Source organism: Pseudorhodobacter wandonensis, from assembly GCF_001202035.1.
GTDB lineage: Bacteria > Pseudomonadota > Alphaproteobacteria > Rhodobacterales > Rhodobacteraceae > Pseudorhodobacter > Pseudorhodobacter wandonensis.
Window position 1 is genome coordinate 1 of sequence record NZ_LGHT01000023.1, and the last position, 19,111, is coordinate 19,111.

Annotated in this window: 17 protein-coding genes, 1 pseudogene and 1 riboswitch; of the genes and pseudogenes, 17 read left to right on the forward strand and 1 reads right to left on the reverse strand. The window is 57.5% G+C overall.

The genetic code is table 11. The annotated features are described in order from the left end of the window. From petB to AKU79_RS03140, 11 genes and pseudogenes are all read left to right on the forward strand, one after another. Positions 1-865: pseudogene (petB, locus tag AKU79_RS03090) on the forward strand (cytochrome b); the annotation flags it as partial. Positions 866-885: 20 nt separating this feature from the next. Beyond that, positions 886-1,740 (forward strand): cytochrome c1, encoded by an 855-nt coding sequence (locus AKU79_RS03095; RefSeq protein ID WP_156209450.1) that lies wholly within the window; start codon positions 886-888, stop codon positions 1,738-1,740. Between the two features lie 71 nt (positions 1,741-1,811). Then, positions 1,812-2,354, forward strand: coding sequence for a dihydrofolate reductase family protein (locus AKU79_RS03100; protein ID WP_050522125.1), 543 nt, complete (start codon positions 1,812-1,814; stop codon positions 2,352-2,354). 33 nt (positions 2,355-2,387) lie between these two features. After that, a riboswitch (TPP riboswitch) is annotated at positions 2,388-2,495 on the forward strand. Positions 2,496-2,531: 36 nt separating this feature from the next. After that, the gene (locus tag AKU79_RS03105) at positions 2,532-3,509 is read left to right on the forward strand and encodes a thiamine ABC transporter substrate-binding protein (protein WP_050522211.1); all 978 of its coding nucleotides are present in this window, start codon (positions 2,532-2,534) and stop codon (positions 3,507-3,509) included. A gap of 19 nt (positions 3,510-3,528) precedes the next feature. Continuing rightward, positions 3,529-4,518, forward strand: coding sequence for a thiamine ABC transporter substrate binding subunit (gene thiB, locus AKU79_RS03110; RefSeq protein WP_050522212.1), 990 nt, complete (start codon positions 3,529-3,531; stop codon positions 4,516-4,518). Beyond that, entirely contained in the window at positions 4,494-6,032 is a 1,539-nt protein-coding gene (locus AKU79_RS03115) for a thiamine/thiamine pyrophosphate ABC transporter permease ThiP (RefSeq protein WP_050522126.1), read from the forward strand. The genes thiB and AKU79_RS03115 overlap by 25 nt, the downstream gene beginning before the upstream one ends. After that, complete coding sequence (locus tag AKU79_RS03120) at positions 6,019-6,711, forward strand: thiamine ABC transporter ATP-binding protein (RefSeq protein WP_050522127.1); 693 nt, start codon at positions 6,019-6,021, stop codon at positions 6,709-6,711. Before AKU79_RS03115 ends, AKU79_RS03120 begins: the two co-directional genes overlap by 14 nt. A 105-nt stretch (positions 6,712-6,816) precedes the next feature. After that, positions 6,817-8,061, forward strand: coding sequence for an MFS transporter (locus AKU79_RS03125; RefSeq protein WP_050522128.1), 1,245 nt, complete (start codon positions 6,817-6,819; stop codon positions 8,059-8,061). A 133-nt stretch (positions 8,062-8,194) separates the two neighbouring features. After that, on the forward strand, positions 8,195-9,361 hold the full coding sequence (locus tag AKU79_RS03130; RefSeq protein WP_050522129.1) for an MFS transporter: 1,167 nt from the start codon (positions 8,195-8,197) through the stop codon (positions 9,359-9,361). Positions 9,362-9,480: 119 nt separating this feature from the next. Next, positions 9,481-10,503, forward strand: coding sequence for an aspartate-semialdehyde dehydrogenase (locus AKU79_RS03135; protein WP_050522213.1), 1,023 nt, complete (start codon positions 9,481-9,483; stop codon positions 10,501-10,503). Positions 10,504-10,617: 114 nt separating this feature from the next. Further along, positions 10,618-12,225: a DUF4139 domain-containing protein gene (locus AKU79_RS03140; protein WP_156209439.1), complete on the forward strand. Its 1,608-nt coding sequence runs from the start codon at positions 10,618-10,620 to the stop codon at positions 12,223-12,225. A 37-nt stretch (positions 12,226-12,262) separates the two neighbouring features. On the opposite strand, the gene AKU79_RS03145 is transcribed toward AKU79_RS03140, so the two are convergent. Beyond that, positions 12,263-12,910, reverse strand: coding sequence for a carbonic anhydrase (locus AKU79_RS03145; RefSeq protein ID WP_050522131.1), 648 nt, complete (start codon positions 12,908-12,910; stop codon positions 12,263-12,265). A gap of 139 nt (positions 12,911-13,049) precedes the next feature. Here AKU79_RS03145 and AKU79_RS03150 point away from each other — a divergent pair, with 139 nt between their 5' ends. The 6 genes from AKU79_RS03150 to AKU79_RS03175 all read left to right on the forward strand — a co-directional run bounded on the left by AKU79_RS03150 (position 13,050) and on the right by AKU79_RS03175 (position 18,997). After that, positions 13,050-13,433, forward strand: coding sequence for a hypothetical protein (locus AKU79_RS03150; RefSeq protein ID WP_050522132.1), 384 nt, complete (start codon positions 13,050-13,052; stop codon positions 13,431-13,433). 120 nt (positions 13,434-13,553) lie between these two features. Further along, entirely contained in the window at positions 13,554-14,945 is a 1,392-nt protein-coding gene (locus tag AKU79_RS03155) for a leucyl aminopeptidase family protein (protein ID WP_050522133.1), read from the forward strand. Then, the gene (locus AKU79_RS03160) at positions 14,942-15,796 is read left to right on the forward strand and encodes a C40 family peptidase (protein WP_050522134.1); all 855 of its coding nucleotides are present in this window, start codon (positions 14,942-14,944) and stop codon (positions 15,794-15,796) included. The genes AKU79_RS03155 and AKU79_RS03160 overlap by 4 nt, the downstream gene beginning before the upstream one ends. A gap of 116 nt (positions 15,797-15,912) precedes the next feature. Continuing rightward, positions 15,913-17,124: an HlyD family efflux transporter periplasmic adaptor subunit gene (locus AKU79_RS03165; RefSeq protein ID WP_050522135.1), complete on the forward strand. Its 1,212-nt coding sequence runs from the start codon at positions 15,913-15,915 to the stop codon at positions 17,122-17,124. After that, positions 17,121-18,296, forward strand: coding sequence for an ABC transporter permease DevC (devC, locus tag AKU79_RS03170; RefSeq protein ID WP_050522136.1), 1,176 nt, complete (start codon positions 17,121-17,123; stop codon positions 18,294-18,296). The genes AKU79_RS03165 and devC overlap by 4 nt, the downstream gene beginning before the upstream one ends. Then, positions 18,296-18,997: an ATP-binding cassette domain-containing protein gene (locus AKU79_RS03175; protein ID WP_050522137.1), complete on the forward strand. Its 702-nt coding sequence runs from the start codon at positions 18,296-18,298 to the stop codon at positions 18,995-18,997. The genes devC and AKU79_RS03175 overlap by 1 nt, the downstream gene beginning before the upstream one ends. The last annotated feature ends 114 nt before the right edge of the window (positions 18,998-19,111 follow it).

The window sequence follows — 19,111 nt, forward strand, 5'->3', positions numbered from 1 at the left end:
ATGGGGGCAAATGTCCTTTTGGGGTGCGACGGTTATTACCGGCCTGTTCGGCGCTATTCCGGGCATCGGCGAATCGATTCAGACTTGGTTGTTGGGCGGCCCAGCCGTTGATAACGCCACGCTGAACCGTTTCTTCAGCTTGCACTATCTGCTGCCTTTCGTGATTGCGGCCCTTGTCGCCATTCACATCTGGGCTTTCCATTCGACCGGCAACAACAACCCGACAGGTGTTGAAGTGCGCCGCACCTCGAAAGCAGAAGCCGAGAAAGACACATTGCCCTTCTGGCCTTACTTCGTGATGAAAGACCTTTTCGCGCTGGCCGTGATTATGGTTGTGTTCTTTGCGGTTGTTGGCTTTATGCCGAACTTCCTTGGCCACCCGGATAACTACATCGAGGCCAACGCGCTTTCGACACCTGCGCATATTGTGCCGGAATGGTACTTCCTGCCGTTCTACGCCATTCTGCGTGCGTTCACGGCCGATGTTTGGGTTGTGCAGTTGGTGAACTTTGTCACCTTCGGCATCGTTGACGCCAAGTTCTTTGGTGTTATGGCGATGTTTGGTGCGATTGCAGTTATGGCACTTGCGCCTTGGCTGGACACATCTTCGGTACGTTCGGGCCGCTACCGCCCGATGTTCAAGATGTGGTTCGTATTGCTGAGCATCGACTTTGTGGTGCTGATGTGGGTTGGCGCGCAGCCTGCCGAGTTCCCATATGACTGGATCTCGCTGATTGCTTCTGCTTACTGGTTCGCCTATTTCCTCGTGATCTTGCCACTGTTGGGCGTGATCGAAAAGCCGCTGGCCCAGCCTGCGACCATTGAGGAAGACTTCAAATCGCACTACGCCGATCCGGCCGAGTGAGGGAAAAGGAACTGATGATTATGTTTCGTAAAATCGCAATCAGCGCCGTTTCTGCCCTCGTGATGGGGGCCGGCTCGGCACTCGCTTCGGGCGGCGGTGGTCATGTGACTGATGTGCCATTCAGCTTTGAAGGGCCATTTGGCACCTATGATGAGCATCAGCTGCAACGCGGGCTTCAGGTTTATACCGAGGTATGTTCTGCCTGCCACGGTATGAAGTTTGTTCCTATCCGCACCCTTTCGGATGTGGGCGGGCCGCATTTGCCAGAGGATCAGGTTCGTGCCTATGCTGCCGAGTTCACGGTAGTTGATGCTGAAACGGGTGAAGACCGGCCGGGTAAACCGACCGATCACTTCCCGCATTCAGGTTTGCCGAACGCGCCAGACCTTAGCCTTATGGCCAAGGCGCGCGCCGGTTTCCACGGGCCATATGGCTTGGGTATCAACCAGTTGTTCAAGGGTATCGGCGGACCCGAGTATATTTACTCTATCCTTGCCCATTATGAGGAAAACCCGGAATGCGCCCCTGATGGCGTTGACGGATTCTATTACAACACTGCCTTTAGCGCAGGTTCGGTGCCGGATAGCTGCAAGGACGAGCATGGTGTGTCCACCGTGCCCGGCACTTGGATCGCTATGCCGCCTCCGCTTTCGGATGGTTTGGTTGAGTATCAAGACGGGCATGAGGCCGACATTCACCACATGGCCGAAGATGTTTCTGCCTTCCTGATGTGGGCGGCTGAGCCAAAGATGATGGCGCGCAAGCAAGCAGGCTTTACCGCTGTGATCTTTCTGACCATCTTGTCTGTGCTGTTGTACCTGACGAACAAGCGTATCTGGTCGGCCGTGAAAGGCCCCAAGAAAAAGCACGCTTGATTTGATCTGACACGATTTAAAGGCCCCGCCCGAAACGGTGGGGCCTTTCTTGTATCTGCCAAGGCCTCACCATGCCCCTGACCTGCCATGCCTTTGTAGCCGCCAGCCTTGACGGCTTTATCGCCCGCCCTAACGGCAGCATTGACTGGTTGGAGCCTTTCAATGCGGCTGATGAAGACCATGGCTATGACGCCTTTATTGCCGATAAGGATGGTATTGTGATGGGGCGCGGCACCTTTGAAACCGTGCTGGGATTTGGTCATTGGCCCTATGCCTTGCCGGTGATCATCATGAGCCAAACCCTGACCGTCGACGATATTCCCGAATCGCTGGCCGAATTGGTGGCTATTTGTGACATGGAACCTGCCGAGCTGTTGGTGGCCTTGGCCGAGGAAGGTTGGCAAAAAGTCTATGTTGATGGCGGGCAACTGCTGCAATCTTTTCTGCGCGATGGGTTGCTGAATGATATTACCGTAACCCGCGTTCCGCTGTTGCTGGGGCAGGGGCGGCCGCTGTTTGGTGCGCTATCTGCCGATGTGCAACTGACGCATCAGCATACGGTCAGCTTTCCGTCTGGCCTTGTTAGCACAAAGTACGGCATTTCCGCGCAATAACCGCTTGCCCCTGCCGCTGGGGGCGTTAAATTGACCAGCACCTCGGGGTGCCCTTGTGCAGGGCTGAGATTTGGCAACAGCCAAAGACCCGTTGAACCTGAACCGGTTAAGACCGGCGGAGGGAAGGTGCATGGAATGATCCATCCCGACTTTTTGCCGTCGTTTTTGGAGAGACCCATGCTGAAACGACTTTTTCTGTTACCCCTTTTGGCCACCCCTGCGCTGGCGGACACGCCTGTGTTGACGGTTTATGCCTCGACCTCATTCGCGTCCGAGTGGGGCCCGGGCCCCGCGATTGAGACGGCGTTCGAGAAGGTTTGCGGCTGTGATCTGCAGTATCGCACCACCGATCTGATCCCTAGCCTGATGTTGGAAGGCAAGAATACCGATGCCGACGTGGTGATCGGCATTTCTACCGATGAAACGCTGCGCGCGCGGGAAACTGGGCTGTTTGGCCCGCATAACCAAGATCTTGCCAGCCTGTCCTTGCCGGTCGAATGGACGGACACGGTCTTTTTGCCGTTCAACTATGGCGACACGGCGTTTATCTATGACAACACCAAACTGACCAACCCGCCGCGCAATTTCGAAGAGCTGGCATCCCTGCCCGAAGATGTGAAGATTGTGATCCAAGACCCGCGCTCCTCAGGGGCGGGGCTGGCCTTGGTGCTTTGGGTGAAATCGGTTTACGGCGATAAGGCCGAGGAGTATTGGCGCCGCCTTGCCCCGCATATCCTGACTGTGACCAAAGGTTGGTCCGAGGCCTATGGCCTGTTTACGGCAGGCGAGGCGGATCTGGTAATGTCTTACATCACCTCGCCCGCCTATCACATGATCGTTGAAAACGACTACACCAAGGTTGCAGCGGTGTTTGACGAGGGTCATTATTTCACCGCCGAGGTTGTGGGCCAAATTGCCGGCACTGATCAGCCCGAACTTGCGCAATCTTTCATGAATTTCGTGCTCAGCGAGACTTTTCAGGAAATGATCCCACGGGTGAATTTTGGCTTTCCGGTCAAGCTGGATTCCAGCCTGATGCCGCCCGAATTTGCCAAGCTGAACCTGCCACCAAAATCGCTGTTCTATTCCGAGGCTGAAGGCGCGGCCCTGCGTGATGCCGCCGTGGCCGAGTGGCAACGCGGCCTTAGCCAATAACCCTGTGATGGAGGTATTTATGACCAAAACGATTCCCGCAGCGCTTGCGTTTGTGCTTTTGGCCTCGGTTGCCCAAGCCGATACACCAGTGTTGAAAGTGCTGACCTATGACAGCTTTACCTCTGAATGGGGCCCCGGCCCAGCGGTTGAAAAGGCGTTTGAGGCGGTTTGCGGTTGTGATCTGGTGTTTTCAGCCGTTGGCGACGGTGCGGAACTGCTGGCGCGTTTGCAGCTTGAAGGCGCGAACTCGGACGCTTCAGTTGTGCTGGGGTTGGATACCAACCTAACGGCACAGGCAGCGGCCACCGGTCTGTTTGCACCACATGGCCAAGCAGCGGCCAACGATCTGCCGGCACCCTACGCCGATCCGGTTTTCCTGCCATATGACTGGGGCTATTTCGCCTTTGTCTATGATAAAACCAAGCTCACCACACCACCCACTTCCTTTGAGGAATTGGCTGCATCCGATCTGAAAATAGTGATTCAGGATCCACGGTCCTCGACCCCCGGACTTGGGTTGTTGCTGTGGGTCAAGGCGGCTTACGGTGAGCGTGCGCCGGCGATTTGGGCCGCATTGGCCGACAATATCGTCACCGTGACCCCCGGATGGTCCGAAGCTTATGGCATGTTTACAGCCGGCGAGGCGGATATGGTGCTGTCCTACACCACCTCACCCGCCTATCACCTGATCGCTGAAAATGACGATACCAAAGCAGCGGCGGGTTTTGCCGAGGGGCATTACATGCAAGTCGAAGTTGCGGGCAAGCTGGCGCATGCACCACAGCCCGAATTGGCCGATCAGTTCCTAGCCTTTATGGCAAGCGACGCGTTCCAGTCGATTATCCCGACGACCAACTGGATGTACCCAGCGCATAAGCTTGCGGATGGGTTGCCAAAAGGGTTTGAGCAGATGATCGCACCGGAAAAGTCGCTGCTGATGACGGCCGACGAAGCACAAGCCGCACGTAAACCGGCGTTGGATGAATGGCTGACCGCGCTGTCACGCTAGCCGCCGCAGGGCTGGCCGCAGCGGTTTTTCTGCTGCTGCTGGCCCCGTTGGGCGCGCTAGGGCTCACTTTTCAAGGTTTTGCCTTTAGCGCGCCCGAGCTTGCCGCGCTGCGTTTTACGCTGCTGCAAGCCACACTTTCGGCTGCGCTTTCGGTTGCTTTGGCCGTGCCGGTTGCGCGGGCATTGGCGCGGCGGCGGTTTATGGGGCGCTCGGCCCTGATCTCTATTTTGGGGGCGCCGTTCATTTTGCCCGTTATCGTGGCTGTTCTGGGGCTGTTGGCCGTGTTTGGCCGGGCCGGTTGGTTCAATGACGCATTGGGCCTGTTGGGCCTGCCGTCATTTTCGGTTTACGGGCTGCAAGGTGTTGTTTTGGCGCATGTGTTTTTCAACATGCCTTTGGCAGTGCGGATGATCTTGCACGGCTGGCAGGCTATTCCTGCCGAGCGTTTTCGCCTTGCTGCCAGTCTTGGGTTTACGCCCCGCGCCAGCCTGCGCCATATCGAAGCGCCGATGCTGCGTGAGGTGTTGCCCGGCGCGGGTTTGGTGATTTTAGTGATCTGCCTGACCAGTTTTGCTGTGGCGCTGACGCTGGGCGGCGGGCCAAAGGCGACGACGATTGAGCTGGCGATTTATCAAGCATTGCGGTTTGACTTTGATCTGCCGACAGCGGCGCGGTTGGCTTTGTTGCAGTTTGCACTCTGTGCTGCGGCCTTTGTCGTGGCATCACGGGTCAGCTTGCCGTCGGGTTTTGGCGCGGGCCAAGGGCGCGACGGTGGTCCACCTTCGCCGAACGGGTGGCGCAAAGTGGTCGATACTTTTGCGATCGTTCTGGCGGCGCTGTTCCTTGCATTGCCTTTGCTGGCGGTTGTTTTGAATGGACTTCCGGGGTTGGTAGACCTGCCTGAGACGGTTTGGGCGGCGGCAGGGCGGTCATTGGCGATTGCGTTGGCTTCAACCGCGATCAGCCTAGCGGCAGCAACGGTATTGGCCTTGGCGGCCGCACAGGGCAGGGGCTGGGTGGCATTGGCCGCGACCTTGCCGCTGGCTGCATCAAGCCTTGTGCTAGGGACAGGTTTGTTCTTGATTTTACAACCTTATTTTAAACCGGCAAGCCTTGCCCTTCCGGTGACCATGACCATTAACGCCGCGTTGTCACTGCCCTTTGCCTTTCGCATATTGGCGCCCGAGGCCCGCACGCTTTATGCAGATTACCAGCGGTTGGGTGCGTCATTGGGCATGGGCGGGTGGGCGTGGCTGCGCTGGGTGGTCTTGCCCAGGCTTGCGCGGGTTTTGGGGTTTTCGGCGGGCCTTGTGGCCGCGCTGTCGATGGGCGATTTGGGAGTGATCGCGCTGTTCGCGGGCGAGGGGGAGGCGACATTGCCCTTGCTGGTGCAACGCTTGATGGGCGCCTACCGGATGGAGACCGCAGCGAGCGCGGCGCTGCTTCTGGTGCTGCTGTCTTTTGCGCTGTTTTGGGTCTTTGACTACGGGGGGCGGCGCTATGCTGGCACTTGAAAACCTGTCCATTCGCATGGGTGATTTCGCGCTGCACGCCGATTGGCAGGCCCCGAAAGGTGCGCGGATTGCGATTATCGGGCCTTCGGGGGCAGGTAAATCGACCCTGCTGTCCCTGATTGGCGGATTTACGGCACCTGATACGGGAAAGGTGCTGTGGCAAAGCCAAGATTTGACGCGGTTAGAGCCGGGGGCGCGGCCTATTACTACGCTGTTCCAAGACCAGAACCTCTTTCCGCACCTGACTATCGCGCAAAACCTTGGCCTTGGTATCTCGCCAAACCTGCGGCTGACCAAGGCCGACAAAGAGCGGATAGAGGGCGCGTTGGAACGCACGGGCCTTGCTGGTTTTGGCCCGCGCAAGCCTGCGCAGCTTTCTGGCGGGCAGCAAAGCCGCGCGGCGCTGGCGCGGGCGCTGTTGCGTGACAAACCGGTTTTGCTGCTGGATGAACCCTTTGCCGCACTGGGACCGGCATTAAAGGCGGAAATGCTGGGGTTGGTTTCCGACCTGGCAGATGAAACCGGGGCAGTTGTGTTAATGGTGACGCATGACCCCAAAGATGCCCAGGCCTTTGCGCCGCTAACCTGTTTGGTCGCGGGCGGCATAGCTTATGCGCCACAACCGACCGAGGCATTGTTGCGCAATCCGCCCCCTGAATTGGCGGCCTATCTGGGCTAAGGGCGCTGGTTCATCACGATCTGTCATTGCACCCCACACAATTCAGCGATTGACCAGCGCTGCGGGGAAACGCAAAAGTTCGGGCTTAGCCCGAGGACGATAGCAATGACCACTGCCCGTAAATCTGACCTGTTCACACCCGTTCTGATCGCGGGCTGCGCGATTTTGATGGTGAACTTCGCCATTCGTGCCAGTTTCGGCGTGTTCCAAATTCCGATCGCCGCCGAATTTGGCTGGATGCGGGCCGATTTTTCGATGGCGATTGCTATTCAGAACCTTGCCTGGGGTGTAGGGCAGCCGATTTTCGGCGCGCTTGCCGAACGGTTTGGCGACAGGCGCGCGATTATTGCGGGGGCGATATTATACGCATTGGGATTGGTGCTGTCGTCGATGGCAGTGACGCCGGGCCAGCATTGGCTATTGGAAATTCTGGTAGGCTTTGGCATCGCGGGCACCGGATTTGGCGTTATTCTGGCGATAGTCGGGCGGGCCAGTTCGGATGAAAACCGCAGTCTTGCGCTGGGGATCGCCACGGCGGCAGGGTCGGCAGGGCAGGTGTTTGGCGCCCCAACGGCCGAGTTTTTGCTGCAAAGCTATAGTTGGCAAACGGTGTTCCTGATCTTTGCTGTTCTAATCTTGTCGGTGCTTTTTGCGTTGCCGTTTCTGCGTGCGCCAATCACGGCGGGCAAAGTCGAGTTGCAAGAAAGCCTAGGGCATGTGTTGGTGCGGGCGTTCAAGGACCCGAGCTATATCATGATCTTTCTGGGGTTCTTTTCCTGCGGGTATCAGTTGGGTTTTATTACGGCGCATTTCCCTGCATTTGTGACCGAGATGTGCGGGCCGATAAACCAAGCGGGGTATCTGGCGGCAATCGGGATTTCGAGTACATCGGCCCTGGGGGCGATTGCCATTTCGGTTATTGGATTGGCGAATATTGCGGGGGCGATTTACGCGGGATGGCTGGGCAAGCGGTATTCGAAGAAGAACCTGTTGGCAGCGATTTATGCAGGGCGCACTGTAACAGCCGCCGCGTTTATCCTGCTGCCGATGACACCTGCAAGCGTGCTGGTGTTTTCTTTGGTGATGGGGTCTTTGTGGCTGGCTACGGTGCCGCTGACCAGTGGTTTGGTCGCGCATTTGTATGGGCTGCGCTATATGGGCACGCTTTATGGGCTTGTGTTTTTCAGCCATCAGTTGGGGTCGTTCCTTGGGGTGTGGTTGGGTGGCAAAATGTATGATTTGACAGGCGATTACACCTTGGTGTGGTGGCTTGGAATCGGGGTCGGCGCGTTTTCGGCGCTGGTGCATTTGCCGATAAAAGAGCGCCGGGTAGAGTTGGTTGCGGCCTAAGGGGCTGCCGTTTGCGGGGGGCATCGAGCCGCCCCGCAAACGGCGCTGACGCGGTGCGTTCTTGAAAGCGGAAAAGTTACTTGATGGCGGAGCCTCCGGCGGAGGTATTTTTGCCAAGATGAATGGGGTGGGGATGAAGGTTGGGATTGCCAGTTTGGTTTTGGCTTATGTGTTGAGCCAGTTTTACCGTGCGTTCTTGGCGGTGATGAGCCCGGTTTTGACAAGCGATTTGGGATTGAGCCCGGCGGATTTGGCCGATGCTTCGGGGATTTGGTTTTTGGCCTTTGCAGCAATGCAAATTCCCGTCGGGGTCGCTTTGGACCGCGTGGGGCCGCGTTGGACGGCGGCGGTGTTGTTTGGCATCGGCGCGGCAGGCGGCGCAGCTTTGTTTGCGGTCGCAAGCACAGGGTTCGAAGTAAAGCTGGCGATGGCATTGATTGGTGTGGGCTGTTCGCCGGTGTTGATGGCAAGTTATTACATCTTTGCGCGGCAATTTTCGGCCCAGGTATTCGGGACTTTGGCCGGGTTGGTGATTGGAGTTGGCTCTTTGGGCAATATTGCAAGTTCGTTGCCGCTTGCCCTTGCATTGGAGGCGTTTGGTTGGCGGGGGGCGCTTTGGATGTTGGCGGCGCTGAGCTTTGCAGTATCGGTGGCAATCGCGGCCTTGGTGCGTGATCCGGCGCGGGTGGAGATGACCCAGCGAGGCAGCGTTTTGGATATTTTGCGGATACGGGCCTTGTGGCTGATTTTGCCCGTTATGGCGGTGAATTACTTGCCATCCGGTGCGTTGCGAGGGCTGTGGATCGGGCCTTATATGACCGACATCTACGGAATGGAGGCAGCAGGGATTGGCCGCGTGACATTGGCGATGGGGCTGGGAATGGTATTGGGGAACTTGGCTTACGGGCCGCTCGACCGGGTTTTGGGTACCCGGAAATGGCTTGTTTTTTGCGGCAACGCGGTTGTGGCCGTGGCGCTATTGGCGCTGTGGGCGATGCCTGTGCAAGGCGTGGTTTTTGCAGGGGCGATGTTGGTTACGGTTGGGATTTTCGGCGCCTCATTCCCAATGGTTATGGCCCACGGACGAGCATTTTTCCCGCCGCATCTGGTGGGGCGGGGGGTGACTTTGATGAACCTTTTCGGCATCGGGGCGACCGGGTTGGCGCAGGTTTATACGGGGCATTTAAAGGCAGGGGCGGCAAGTGCTGAAGCTGGCTACGTGGCGATTTTCGGGTTTTTTGCGGTAGTGGTGATTTTGGGACTGGTTGTCTATGCATTTGCCGAGGATCGCACTGATTAAGCCGGGGGTGGTGCGCTGAAGCGCACCCTACGCGGTTATTTTTGGCGGGTGGTATGGTGGGGCTTTTCACTGCGCGCCCTTTGCGCTATGGCGCGGTGACCGCATAAATGGAGGCCAAGATGGGCTATAGAGTCGCTGTCGTTGGGGCCACGGGTAACGTGGGCCGCGAAATGCTGAATATCCTCGCTGAGCGCGAGTTTCCGGTGGATGAGATTGTGGCGCTTGCGTCGCGCAAATCCATGGGTACCGAGATCAGCTTTGGTGACAAAACCCTGAAGACCAAGGATCTTGACACCCACGACTTTACCGGCTGGGATATCGCGCTGTTTGCCGTAGGGTCGGATGCGACCAAGATTTATGCGCCAAAGGCTGCCGCTGCGGGTTGCGTGGTTATCGATAACTCGTCGCTGTACCGCTATGACGCCGATGTGCCGTTGATCGTGCCAGAGGTGAACGCCGACGCGATTTATGGCTATACCAAGCGCAATATCATCGCCAACCCGAACTGCTCGACCGCGCAGATGGTTGTGGCGTTGAAGCCGTTGCATGACCGTGCGAAAATCAAGCGAGTGGTTGTCAGCACGTATCAATCCGTGTCGGGTGCCGGCAAGGAAGGCATTGACGAGCTGTGGGACCAGACCAAAAGCATCTACAACCCGACCGACAACCAGCCGCCAAAGAAATTCACCAAGCAGATCGCGTTTAACGTGATCCCGCATATTGATGTGTTCTTGGACGATGGTTCCACCAAAGAAGAGTGGAAGATGGTTGCTGAGACCAAGAAGATTTTGGACAAAAACATCAAGGTTACCGCGACTTGTGTGCGCGTGCCGGTGTTTGTTGGCCACTCGGAATCGATCAACATCGAGTTTGAAGACTTCTTGGACGAGCATGAAGCGCGCGACATTCTGCGCGAGTCGCCCGGGATCATGGTAATCGACAAGCGCGAAAACGGTGGCTATGTCACGCCGGTGGAATGCGTGGGCGATTATGCGACATTCATCAGCCGCATTCGCCAAGACAGCACAATCGACAACGGTATCAACCTGTGGTGCGTTTCGGACAACCTGCGTAAGGGCGCGGCGCTGAACGCGGTGCAGATTGCCGAGGTTTTGGGCCAGCGCTGCCTGAAAAAAGGCTGATCACAGATTGATCGGATAGGAAGGCATCCGCCCAACGGCGGGTGCCTTTTGCTTTGCGGCCTTGTGTTTTTGCAAGCCAACGATAGGCTTGGTTTGAATTTTCAGGGGGTTTTCATGCGTTTGGTTTTTGGGTTTTTGCTGCTTGCTGTGCCAGCGCAGGCTGAAACGATTTCTGTGGGCAGCAGGATTACCGATGTAGTGGTTTACCCGCAGGGGGCCAAGCTGACGCGGTTGGTTGAGTTCACGGCCACAGCGGGGCAGCATGATGTGATTATCACCGATTTGCCGTTGAATACAAATGCCGCAAGCCTGCGGTTGATGCCGTCCGAAGGGGTGCAAATCGGTGCCTATGCTTTGCGCAATGATCGGGTGATGCCGCAGGACGTGGCGAAATCTGACGCGCAAGTTGCGGCCGAAGCGGCATTGGAAGCCGCCGAACTGGCCGGTGGCCGGGCGCAACTGGCGATGGATGCGGTTGCCGCACGGATAGATGCGGCCGCTGCGCAGATAGCCTATCTGAACCGGATCGGGGCGGGCGACGCCAAGGCTGATGTGGCGAATTTACAGGCCACAGCACAGATGATCGGCGCCGAGGTGTTGGCTGCGTCGAACGCAGCACTGGCGGCGCGGGCCGATTTACCCGCCGTGCAAAAGGAACTGCAAGACGCGCAAGAGGCGCAGGTGCGCGCGCAGGCGGCGTTGGACGCGTTGACGGCAAGCGTCAAGGATCATGCGGCCGTGTCGATGGCTGTTTCAATGGAAAAGGCGGGGCCGGTGCATCTGGAGGTGACGCAATTTGTGGCGCAGGCGACCTGGCAACCAATTTATGATATTGCGTTGGACCGCGGTGCAGGGAATGTGGTGATTGACCGCTCGCTTTTGGTATCGCAAAACACGGGTGAGGATTGGGCGGGGGTCGCGCTGACGGTTTCAACAGCGCAACCTGGTAACAGGGCCGAAGCCTCGGAACTTTGGCCGGAATTGCACCGCGTCGAAGAGCCTGTGAAACAGGATTATGCCCGCGCCGACACTATGGGCATGATGGCCGAGCCGGTAATGGAGGCCGCGTCTGCGGCCCCTCTTAGCAAAGCTGCGGTACAGTTTCAGGGCGATATTGTGAGCTATGCCTATCCTCAAAAGGTAAGCATTGCCGATGGGGCCGATAATTTACGACTGACCTTGGATGAAGTTGTCTTGCCTGCCCAAGCACAGGCGCAGGCAGTTCCGCGTTACGATGCATCGGCCTATATGATGGCCGCATTCACCAATACCAGTGGTCAGATCTTACTGCCTGGTACTGCAGTGCTGATGCGAGACGGGGCGCTGGTGGGCGAGGTGTCCTTGGGCACCGTGGCGCCGGGGGGGCGAGCCAGCCTTGGCTTTGGCGCCATAGAGGGGCTGAGGTTGAAACGTGTTGTGCCGGCGCGGGCCGAAGGTGATCGGGGGGTATTCAGCAAATCGAACCAGATCGAGCAGACAGCGGTCTTGACGGTTGAGAACCTTACGGCCGAGAAATGGGCTGTGCGGGTTGTGGACGTGGTGCCCTATTCCGAGCAGGAGGAGTTGGAGATCAACTTTACCGCTGTTCCGCCTGTGAGCGAGCAAGACGTAGACGATAAACGCGGGGTGCTGGCCTGGGATATCGCGGTGCCAGCAGGAGAAGTGCAAGAGATTACGGTTTTGACGCGCGAAAGCTGGCCGGAAGGGAAAGAATTGCAGTGAAAATTGGGGGTGCGCATTGGATGCGCACCCTAACGGGCTAGACCGAAATGAAGGTCGCGCTGTTGGCATCGTATTGTTCTAGCCCGCCTTCGCCGACATCGGTCCACAAGCCGTGAAGCGTGAGTCGGTCATCCTCAACTGCCGTTTTGACGAATGGAAAACTCATCAGGTTTTCGAGGCTGACCAATACAGCCTCTTTTTCCAAGGCGCGGGCACGTTGGCTTTCTTCAACATGTGCAACGCGTTCGTATCCGGGCCGCAAGATATCCATCCAGCGGCCGACAAAGCTGGAACTTTCCAAAAGCTCAGGCGCGTGGCCTGAACACATATCATGGCAGCCTTTGACGCCACCACAGTTCGAATGGCCCAGCACGACGATATGCGCGACCTTAAGCGCGGTAACCGCATATTCAACCGCGGCCGAGGTGCCGTGATTTTTGCCATCGGGCGTAAAGGGCGGCACAAGGTTGGCGATGTTGCGGTGAATAAAGAACTCACCTTCATCCGCGCCGAAGATCGAAGTCACATGCACACGGCTGTCACAGCATGAAATCACCATCGCACGGGGGTGTTGGCCTGATTCTGCCAGACGACGATACCAAGCCTTATTCTCGGCGTATGCGGTTGCCTTCCAGCCATAATAGCGCTGGGTCAGATAGGTAGGAAGCAATTTGGCACGGTTCATCGTTGGCTCCTGTAGATGGGTCCTGCCCTAAATAAGCTGAGGTTTAGGAAAATTCGAGGTGTTTCGGTATCTGTCAGCAACCTTTTATTCAACACCTTGGCGCAATCTGGGCTTGGGTGTGAATGGAAGGACTGGGGTCATGAGCGCAAATGTAATGGAATTAAGACCGAAAGATAGGGTGCAACAGGATGCTGAACCGATAGCGCTGATTTACCGCTCGATGGGTACACATGCCGCCGAAGAGGTGGTGAACCGCGCACTGAGTGAGTTGGCGTTAACAGTGTCGGGGTTGTCGAAATTGGCCCGCTGCGGTGAGTTGGCAGATATGGTGCGGCAATTGCGGCGCCTGGAACGTATGGCAGTTCAGCTGGGGTTGGTAAGTTTTGGTGCTGTAGCACTTGATGCGCAGGATTGCCTGCAGCGTGATGATATGACCGCCTTTTCTGCCGTTTGGGCACGACTGATCCGGGTGGCCGAGGTATCATTGGCCACAGAAAAAGGCACGTTGGATTTGCAGATCTAGAGGGCAAAAGGACAGTATCAGAATAATTTCGACCTAGCCGCGCATTTTGGGGTTTATGATGCGTGGCAAAACCCAATAGGCTTCACTCAAGAGCAGTCGAGATTGAATGGAGTTTTGCCTATGCCTGAATTTGCCCCTGCGGCAGCCTTATCGCGCCCGGTTCATATTGTGTCCGAGGCGGGGTTGGCGGAATGGCTCGTTGCGCAGTCTGGCCTCGTGCGCGGCTGGATAGAGGCAACTGGCTTTACCGGCGCATTGGGCGCAGTGATGTTGGTGCCGGATGCCGCAGGCCAAGTGGCGGCAGCAGTGGTGGGGTATGGCAACCCTGCCGCGCGCGCCCGCTGCCGGTTCGGTGTGGCACCTGTGGCGACTGCTGTACCTGCAGGCGATTGGCATTTTGAGACTGATCTGACGGGCGAAGCGCTGGATGAAGCGGTGCTTGCATGGCTATTGGGGCAGTATCGTTTTGATGCTTACCGCCCCGGCACAACGCGCAAGGCGCAGGCGCGACTGAAAGCACCCGCAGGAATAGATGCCACGCGGTTGCTGGTCATGGCCGAAGGGGAGTTTCTGACCCGCGATCTGATCAATACACCCGCGTCGGATATGGGGCCGGATGAGCTTGAGATGGCGTTTCGGACCTTGGCCGAGCGGCATGATGCACAAGTTTCGGTGACGCGGGGCGATGATTTGCTGGTGCAGAATTTCCCGATGATCCATGCGGTCGGGCGGGCTTCTAGCCGCGCGCCGAGATTGCTGGATATGCGTTGGGGGAATGCAGGGCCGCAGCTGGTGTTGGTTGGCAAAGGTGTTTGCTTTGACACAGGCGGATTGGATATCAAACCCGCCGCGGGCATGTTGTTGATGAAAAAAGATATGGGCGGGGCGGCCACAGTGCTGGGGCTTGCACATATGATTATGGCGCTTGGCCTTCGGATTCGGTTGCGGGTGCTGGTGCCTGCGGTTGAAAATGCGATTTCGGGGTCTGCGATGCGGCCACGCGATATTCTGACTTCGCGCAAGGGGTTGACGGTTGAGGTGAACAATACCGATGCCGAAGGCCGCTTGGTGCTGGCAGATGCTTTGGCGCTTGCCGATGAAAGCCCTGCTGATTTGGTAATCTCCATGGCAACATTGACAGGCTCGGCGCGGGTAGCGGTTGGCCCTGATCTGGCGCCGTTTTTCACGGATGTCGAAGGGTTTGCCGCCGCACTGTCGCAAGCGGGGGCGCAAACCAGCGATCCGGTTTGGCGCTTGCCGCTTTGGCCGGGTTATGAAGCATTGATTGAACCAGGGATTGCCGATCTGGACAACGCCCCGAGCGGCGGCTTTGCAGGGGCATCCACCGCAGCACTGTTTTTGCGCCGCTTTGTGGCCAACCCGGCCTATGTCCATTTCGATATTTACGGCCATCAGCCAAGTACCGCACCAGCACGGCCCAAGGGCGGTGTCGGCCAAGGTGCACGTGCGATCTTGGCCGCTTTGCCACGGATGTTGGGGACTGAAATATGAATGATATTCCGCAAGATACGGGGCAGCATAGCGACCGTCGTCTGACGCTGGCGAATGCACGTGTGGCGCATATTTCCTTGCAAGGGGTGGTCAAGGCCCCCACTTATGCCGATGCGATGCCGTTTGAGATCGCTGTGCCTTTGGTTGATCTGTCGCGTGATCCGGGGGGGGCGCGCGAACGTCAATTGCTGCTAGGAGACAAGTTTGAGGTGATTGAGCAAAGCGATGGCTTTGCCTTTGGGCGCAGCACCAAGGATGGCTACTGCGGCTATGTCCCTGAAAACGCTTTGTGCGAGCCGACGCGTGTGACCCATTGGCTTGCCTCGCCTGCCAGCCATTTGTACTCGGAACCTCGGGCCGAGGCGCCGCAATCTGTCGGTATCAGTTTTGGCAGCCGCCTGTGGGTTGTTGGGCAAACTGGCAATTTCGCCGAGACGCCGCACGGGTTTGTGCCTGCTGGGCATCTACAACCAATCGGACGTTGGTATAGTGACCCTGCCGAGGTGGCGCGTTTGTTCTTGGGTGTGCCGTATTTATGGGGCGGAAACAGCCATTCGGGCATTGATTGCTCGGGCCTCGTGCAAATGTCGCTCTTAGCCTGCGGCATTCCGTGCCCCGCCGACAGCGATATGCAGCAGTCATTGGGACAGGCTGTGCCTGAAGGGGCCGCCCTGCAGCGCAATGATTTGCTGTTCTGGAAAGGTCATGTCGCCATGATGCTGGATGCCTCGCTGATGATACACGCAACCGGCGCGTTCATGGCGACGGTTATCGAACCAGCAGATGAAGCGATCACGCGCATCCGCGAAAAAACCGGCGGCGAAGTAACAGCACGGCGGCGTTTGATCTAATCTGCGCGACACCATGTCACCCGCGCAAAAGGTCACTTTGTGCGGCTTGGCTGTACGTTTTAGGGTATGTGTAGTGTCGCGGTATGTCCGCGCCTGCCCAATCTAAGGGATTGTTGATGACCCAAGACCCGAAAGCCGTTCCGTCCGAGTTGCCGCTGGAAGATAGTGGCATGGTGCCGGCTGTTTCAGCGGTGGTACCAAATCGGCGGTCCAAGCTGCTGTATATTCCAGTGGTTATGCTGCTGCTGTTTTCCGGTGCGGTAATCGGGATGTACTTTCAGCCACCGGGGTTGCGCGTGTTTTTCGGGCTGACGGGTTTGGAGCCGGGGGCGGGTAGCGACACACCGATTGCCGTCGCAATTCAAAAGGTTAAAGCACAAGAACTGGTCGCCGTGATGAGCGAGGGCGATGTCGTCGCGCTTGGCCGTGTTATCCCCAAGGGTGATATCGTCAGTGTGGCCACGCCTTCGGGTGCCGGCGACGCGCGGCTTGCCGAAGTGCGGGTCAAGCTTGGTGATGTTGTCGCGGCAGGTGACGTGCTGGCGGTTTTGGATAATCTGACCGCGTTGGAAAACGGGGTAGCAACGGCCAAGGCGACGATTGATGTGCGCGCAGCGAACTTGGCCCAGACCAAAGCCACAATTCGCGCCAGTCGGGATGAGGCGCAAGCTGCCTTGGAGCGGGCCGAGGCAACGGCGAAAAATGCGCATTCAGATATGGAGCGGATTACATCGTTGTTTGAGCGGGGCGTGGCAACGCGGGCCGATCTCGACCAATCTGTGGCGCGTGCATCAGAGGCGGGTCGCGATGTCGAGCGCGCCGTGGCCACCCTGTCGCGCTATCAGGCTGTAGATGCAACCCAGGCCGATATTGCCGTCGCCGACGCGAATTTGGCCGCTGCAAAAGTGGAATTGACCCGTGCCGAGCACAATCTTGAAAGCGCCTATGTCCGTGCGCCAAGTGCAGGCACTGTGCTGGATATTAAAGCCCGCGCGGGTGAGAGGCCTAGTGGCGGGATCATTGATCTGGGCGACACCAGCCAGATGACGGTAGAGGCCGAGGTGTACCAGACCTTGATCGGCAGGGTGGCGATTGGCGACCCTGTGACCGTGTCGGCCGAGGCTTTGGCGCAGGATTTGACCGGCATTGTGACCGCTATCGGGCTGGAAATCGGGCGGCAGTCGATCACTTCGGATGATCCTGCTGTGAATACGGATGCGCGCGTTGTAGATGTGATTGTGACCTTGGATCCGCAGTCTTCGGAATTGGCGAAAGGTTTTACCAATCTGGAAACCATCGTGCGTATAGATTCAGGCCGGATGGAATGAACGCTGTACTGACATGGCTGTTTGGCCGCTTGCCCATCGGCTGGTTGCAGCTGTCGCACAGTCGCACGCGGTTGTTTGCAGCGGTAGCAGGCGTGGCCTTTGCCAATCTGTTGGTATTCATGCAATTGGGCATCATGGGGGCGCTGAACAGTTCGACCGTGGCGCCCTATTCACTGTTGAATGCCGATATTATTCTGTCCTCGCAAGAGGGTAACACCTTGACCGATAGCGGGAATATCGCGCGGGCCTATATGTTTCAGGCGCTGGGCGTACCAGGGGTTGCCGCGGGGACACCACTTTATATTGGCAACCTGCCGCTATCGGTGGCGGATGGCAGCTCTATTTCCTTATTGTCCTTTGGGCTGGACGTGACGCAGACGGGCTTTGTCGCCGCAAGCATTGCACCCGAAATGGGGCGTCTGGCGATCGAAAATGCAGTTTTACTGGATAAAGACACGCGCGGCATGCCCGCCGATGCTTTGGCAAGCCTTGCCACCGGCGGGCGGTTTACGTTTGAGGCAAATGGCAAAACCCTAAATGCGGTTGGGTCTATGGCGGTCGGGGGCGGTTTTCTGGCGGATGGGATGATGGTGACATCAGATCAAAGCTTTCTGCGGTTCTTCCCGTCGCGCAATTCCGGTGCTCCGGACCAGATCTTGTTGCGTGTGGCTGATGGAATAGCGCCGGATGTGGTGGTTGAGCGGCTGCGGGCCGTCTTACCGCCGGAAAACGTAAAGGTGCAAACCGTTGCAAAAGCGCGTGCTGCCGATCTGGCCTTTATGGCGACCGAGCGGCCGACAGGGATTATCTTTGGTTTCGGCGTGTTTATGGGCATTTTAGTGGGGTTGGTGATTGTGTATCAGGTCTTGTCGACCGATGTCGCCGACCATCTGCGGGAATATGCAACGTTCAAGGCGATGGGCTATGACCAGCCGTTTTTCCTCGGGATTGTGTTTGAAGAGGCGCTTATTCTGGCGGTGCTGGGGTTTGTGCCGGGATTAATTGTGTCAATAGGGCTCTATACAGCGTTGAATGCGGTGACGGGTTTGCCGGTGGCGATGGTCGCCAGCCGCGCGGTGCTGGTGTTTGTTGGCACGCTGGTGGCCTGTTCTGCTTCGGGCGCGATTGCAACGCGGCGTTTGGCGGCGGCTGATCCGGCGGACTTGTTCTGATGGCTGATAACCAAATCACGCATCCCATCAAAGTGCAGGGTCTGAACCATTTTTTCGGCACGGGCGAGGCACGAAAACAAGCGATCTGGGATTTGAACCTGACCATCAAGCGCGGGAGTCTGACGATTTTGATGGGGCCATCTGGGTCAGGGAAAACCACAGTGCTGACGCTAATGGGCTGTTTGCGCAATGTGCAAGAAGGGCGTGTTGGGTTGCTTGGGCATGAGTTGCACGGCGCATCCGAGGCGCAATTGGTGCAGTTGCGACGGCGGCTCGGGTTTATCTTTCAAGCCCATAATTTGCATGAAAGCCTGACCGCCACGCAGAACGTGTTGATGGCGTTACAAGTGCATGGGCGGGGAAATGCCGCCAAGCAACAGGTTGCGGCGCGTCATATTTTGGGCTTGTTGGGGCTGGCGGACCGGGCGGATTATTTGCCGCAAAACCTGTCGGGTGGGCAAAAGCAACGGGTGGCAATTGCCCGGGCCTTGGTTTCAAACCCCGAAGTGATTTTTGCAGATGAGCCGACAGCCGCGCTCGACAAGGAGTCGGGCAGGGTGGTGGTTGAGATGCTGAAAAAGCTGGGTCAGGCAAGGGGCACGACGACTGTCATGGTGACGCATGACAACCGGATCATGGACCTTGCCGACCGGATCATCACGCTGGAAGAGGGGCGGGTGGTTCAGGATACTGCGCCATAAGCCGGGTTTGCGGGAAAGGCAGGGTTTAGGTATTTTTGCCAAGATGAAATCAGGCGGTTGTGCGAAGGCAACAAACACGGCAAAAGATGAAACAGCCGCGATGGCGTCGTCGCA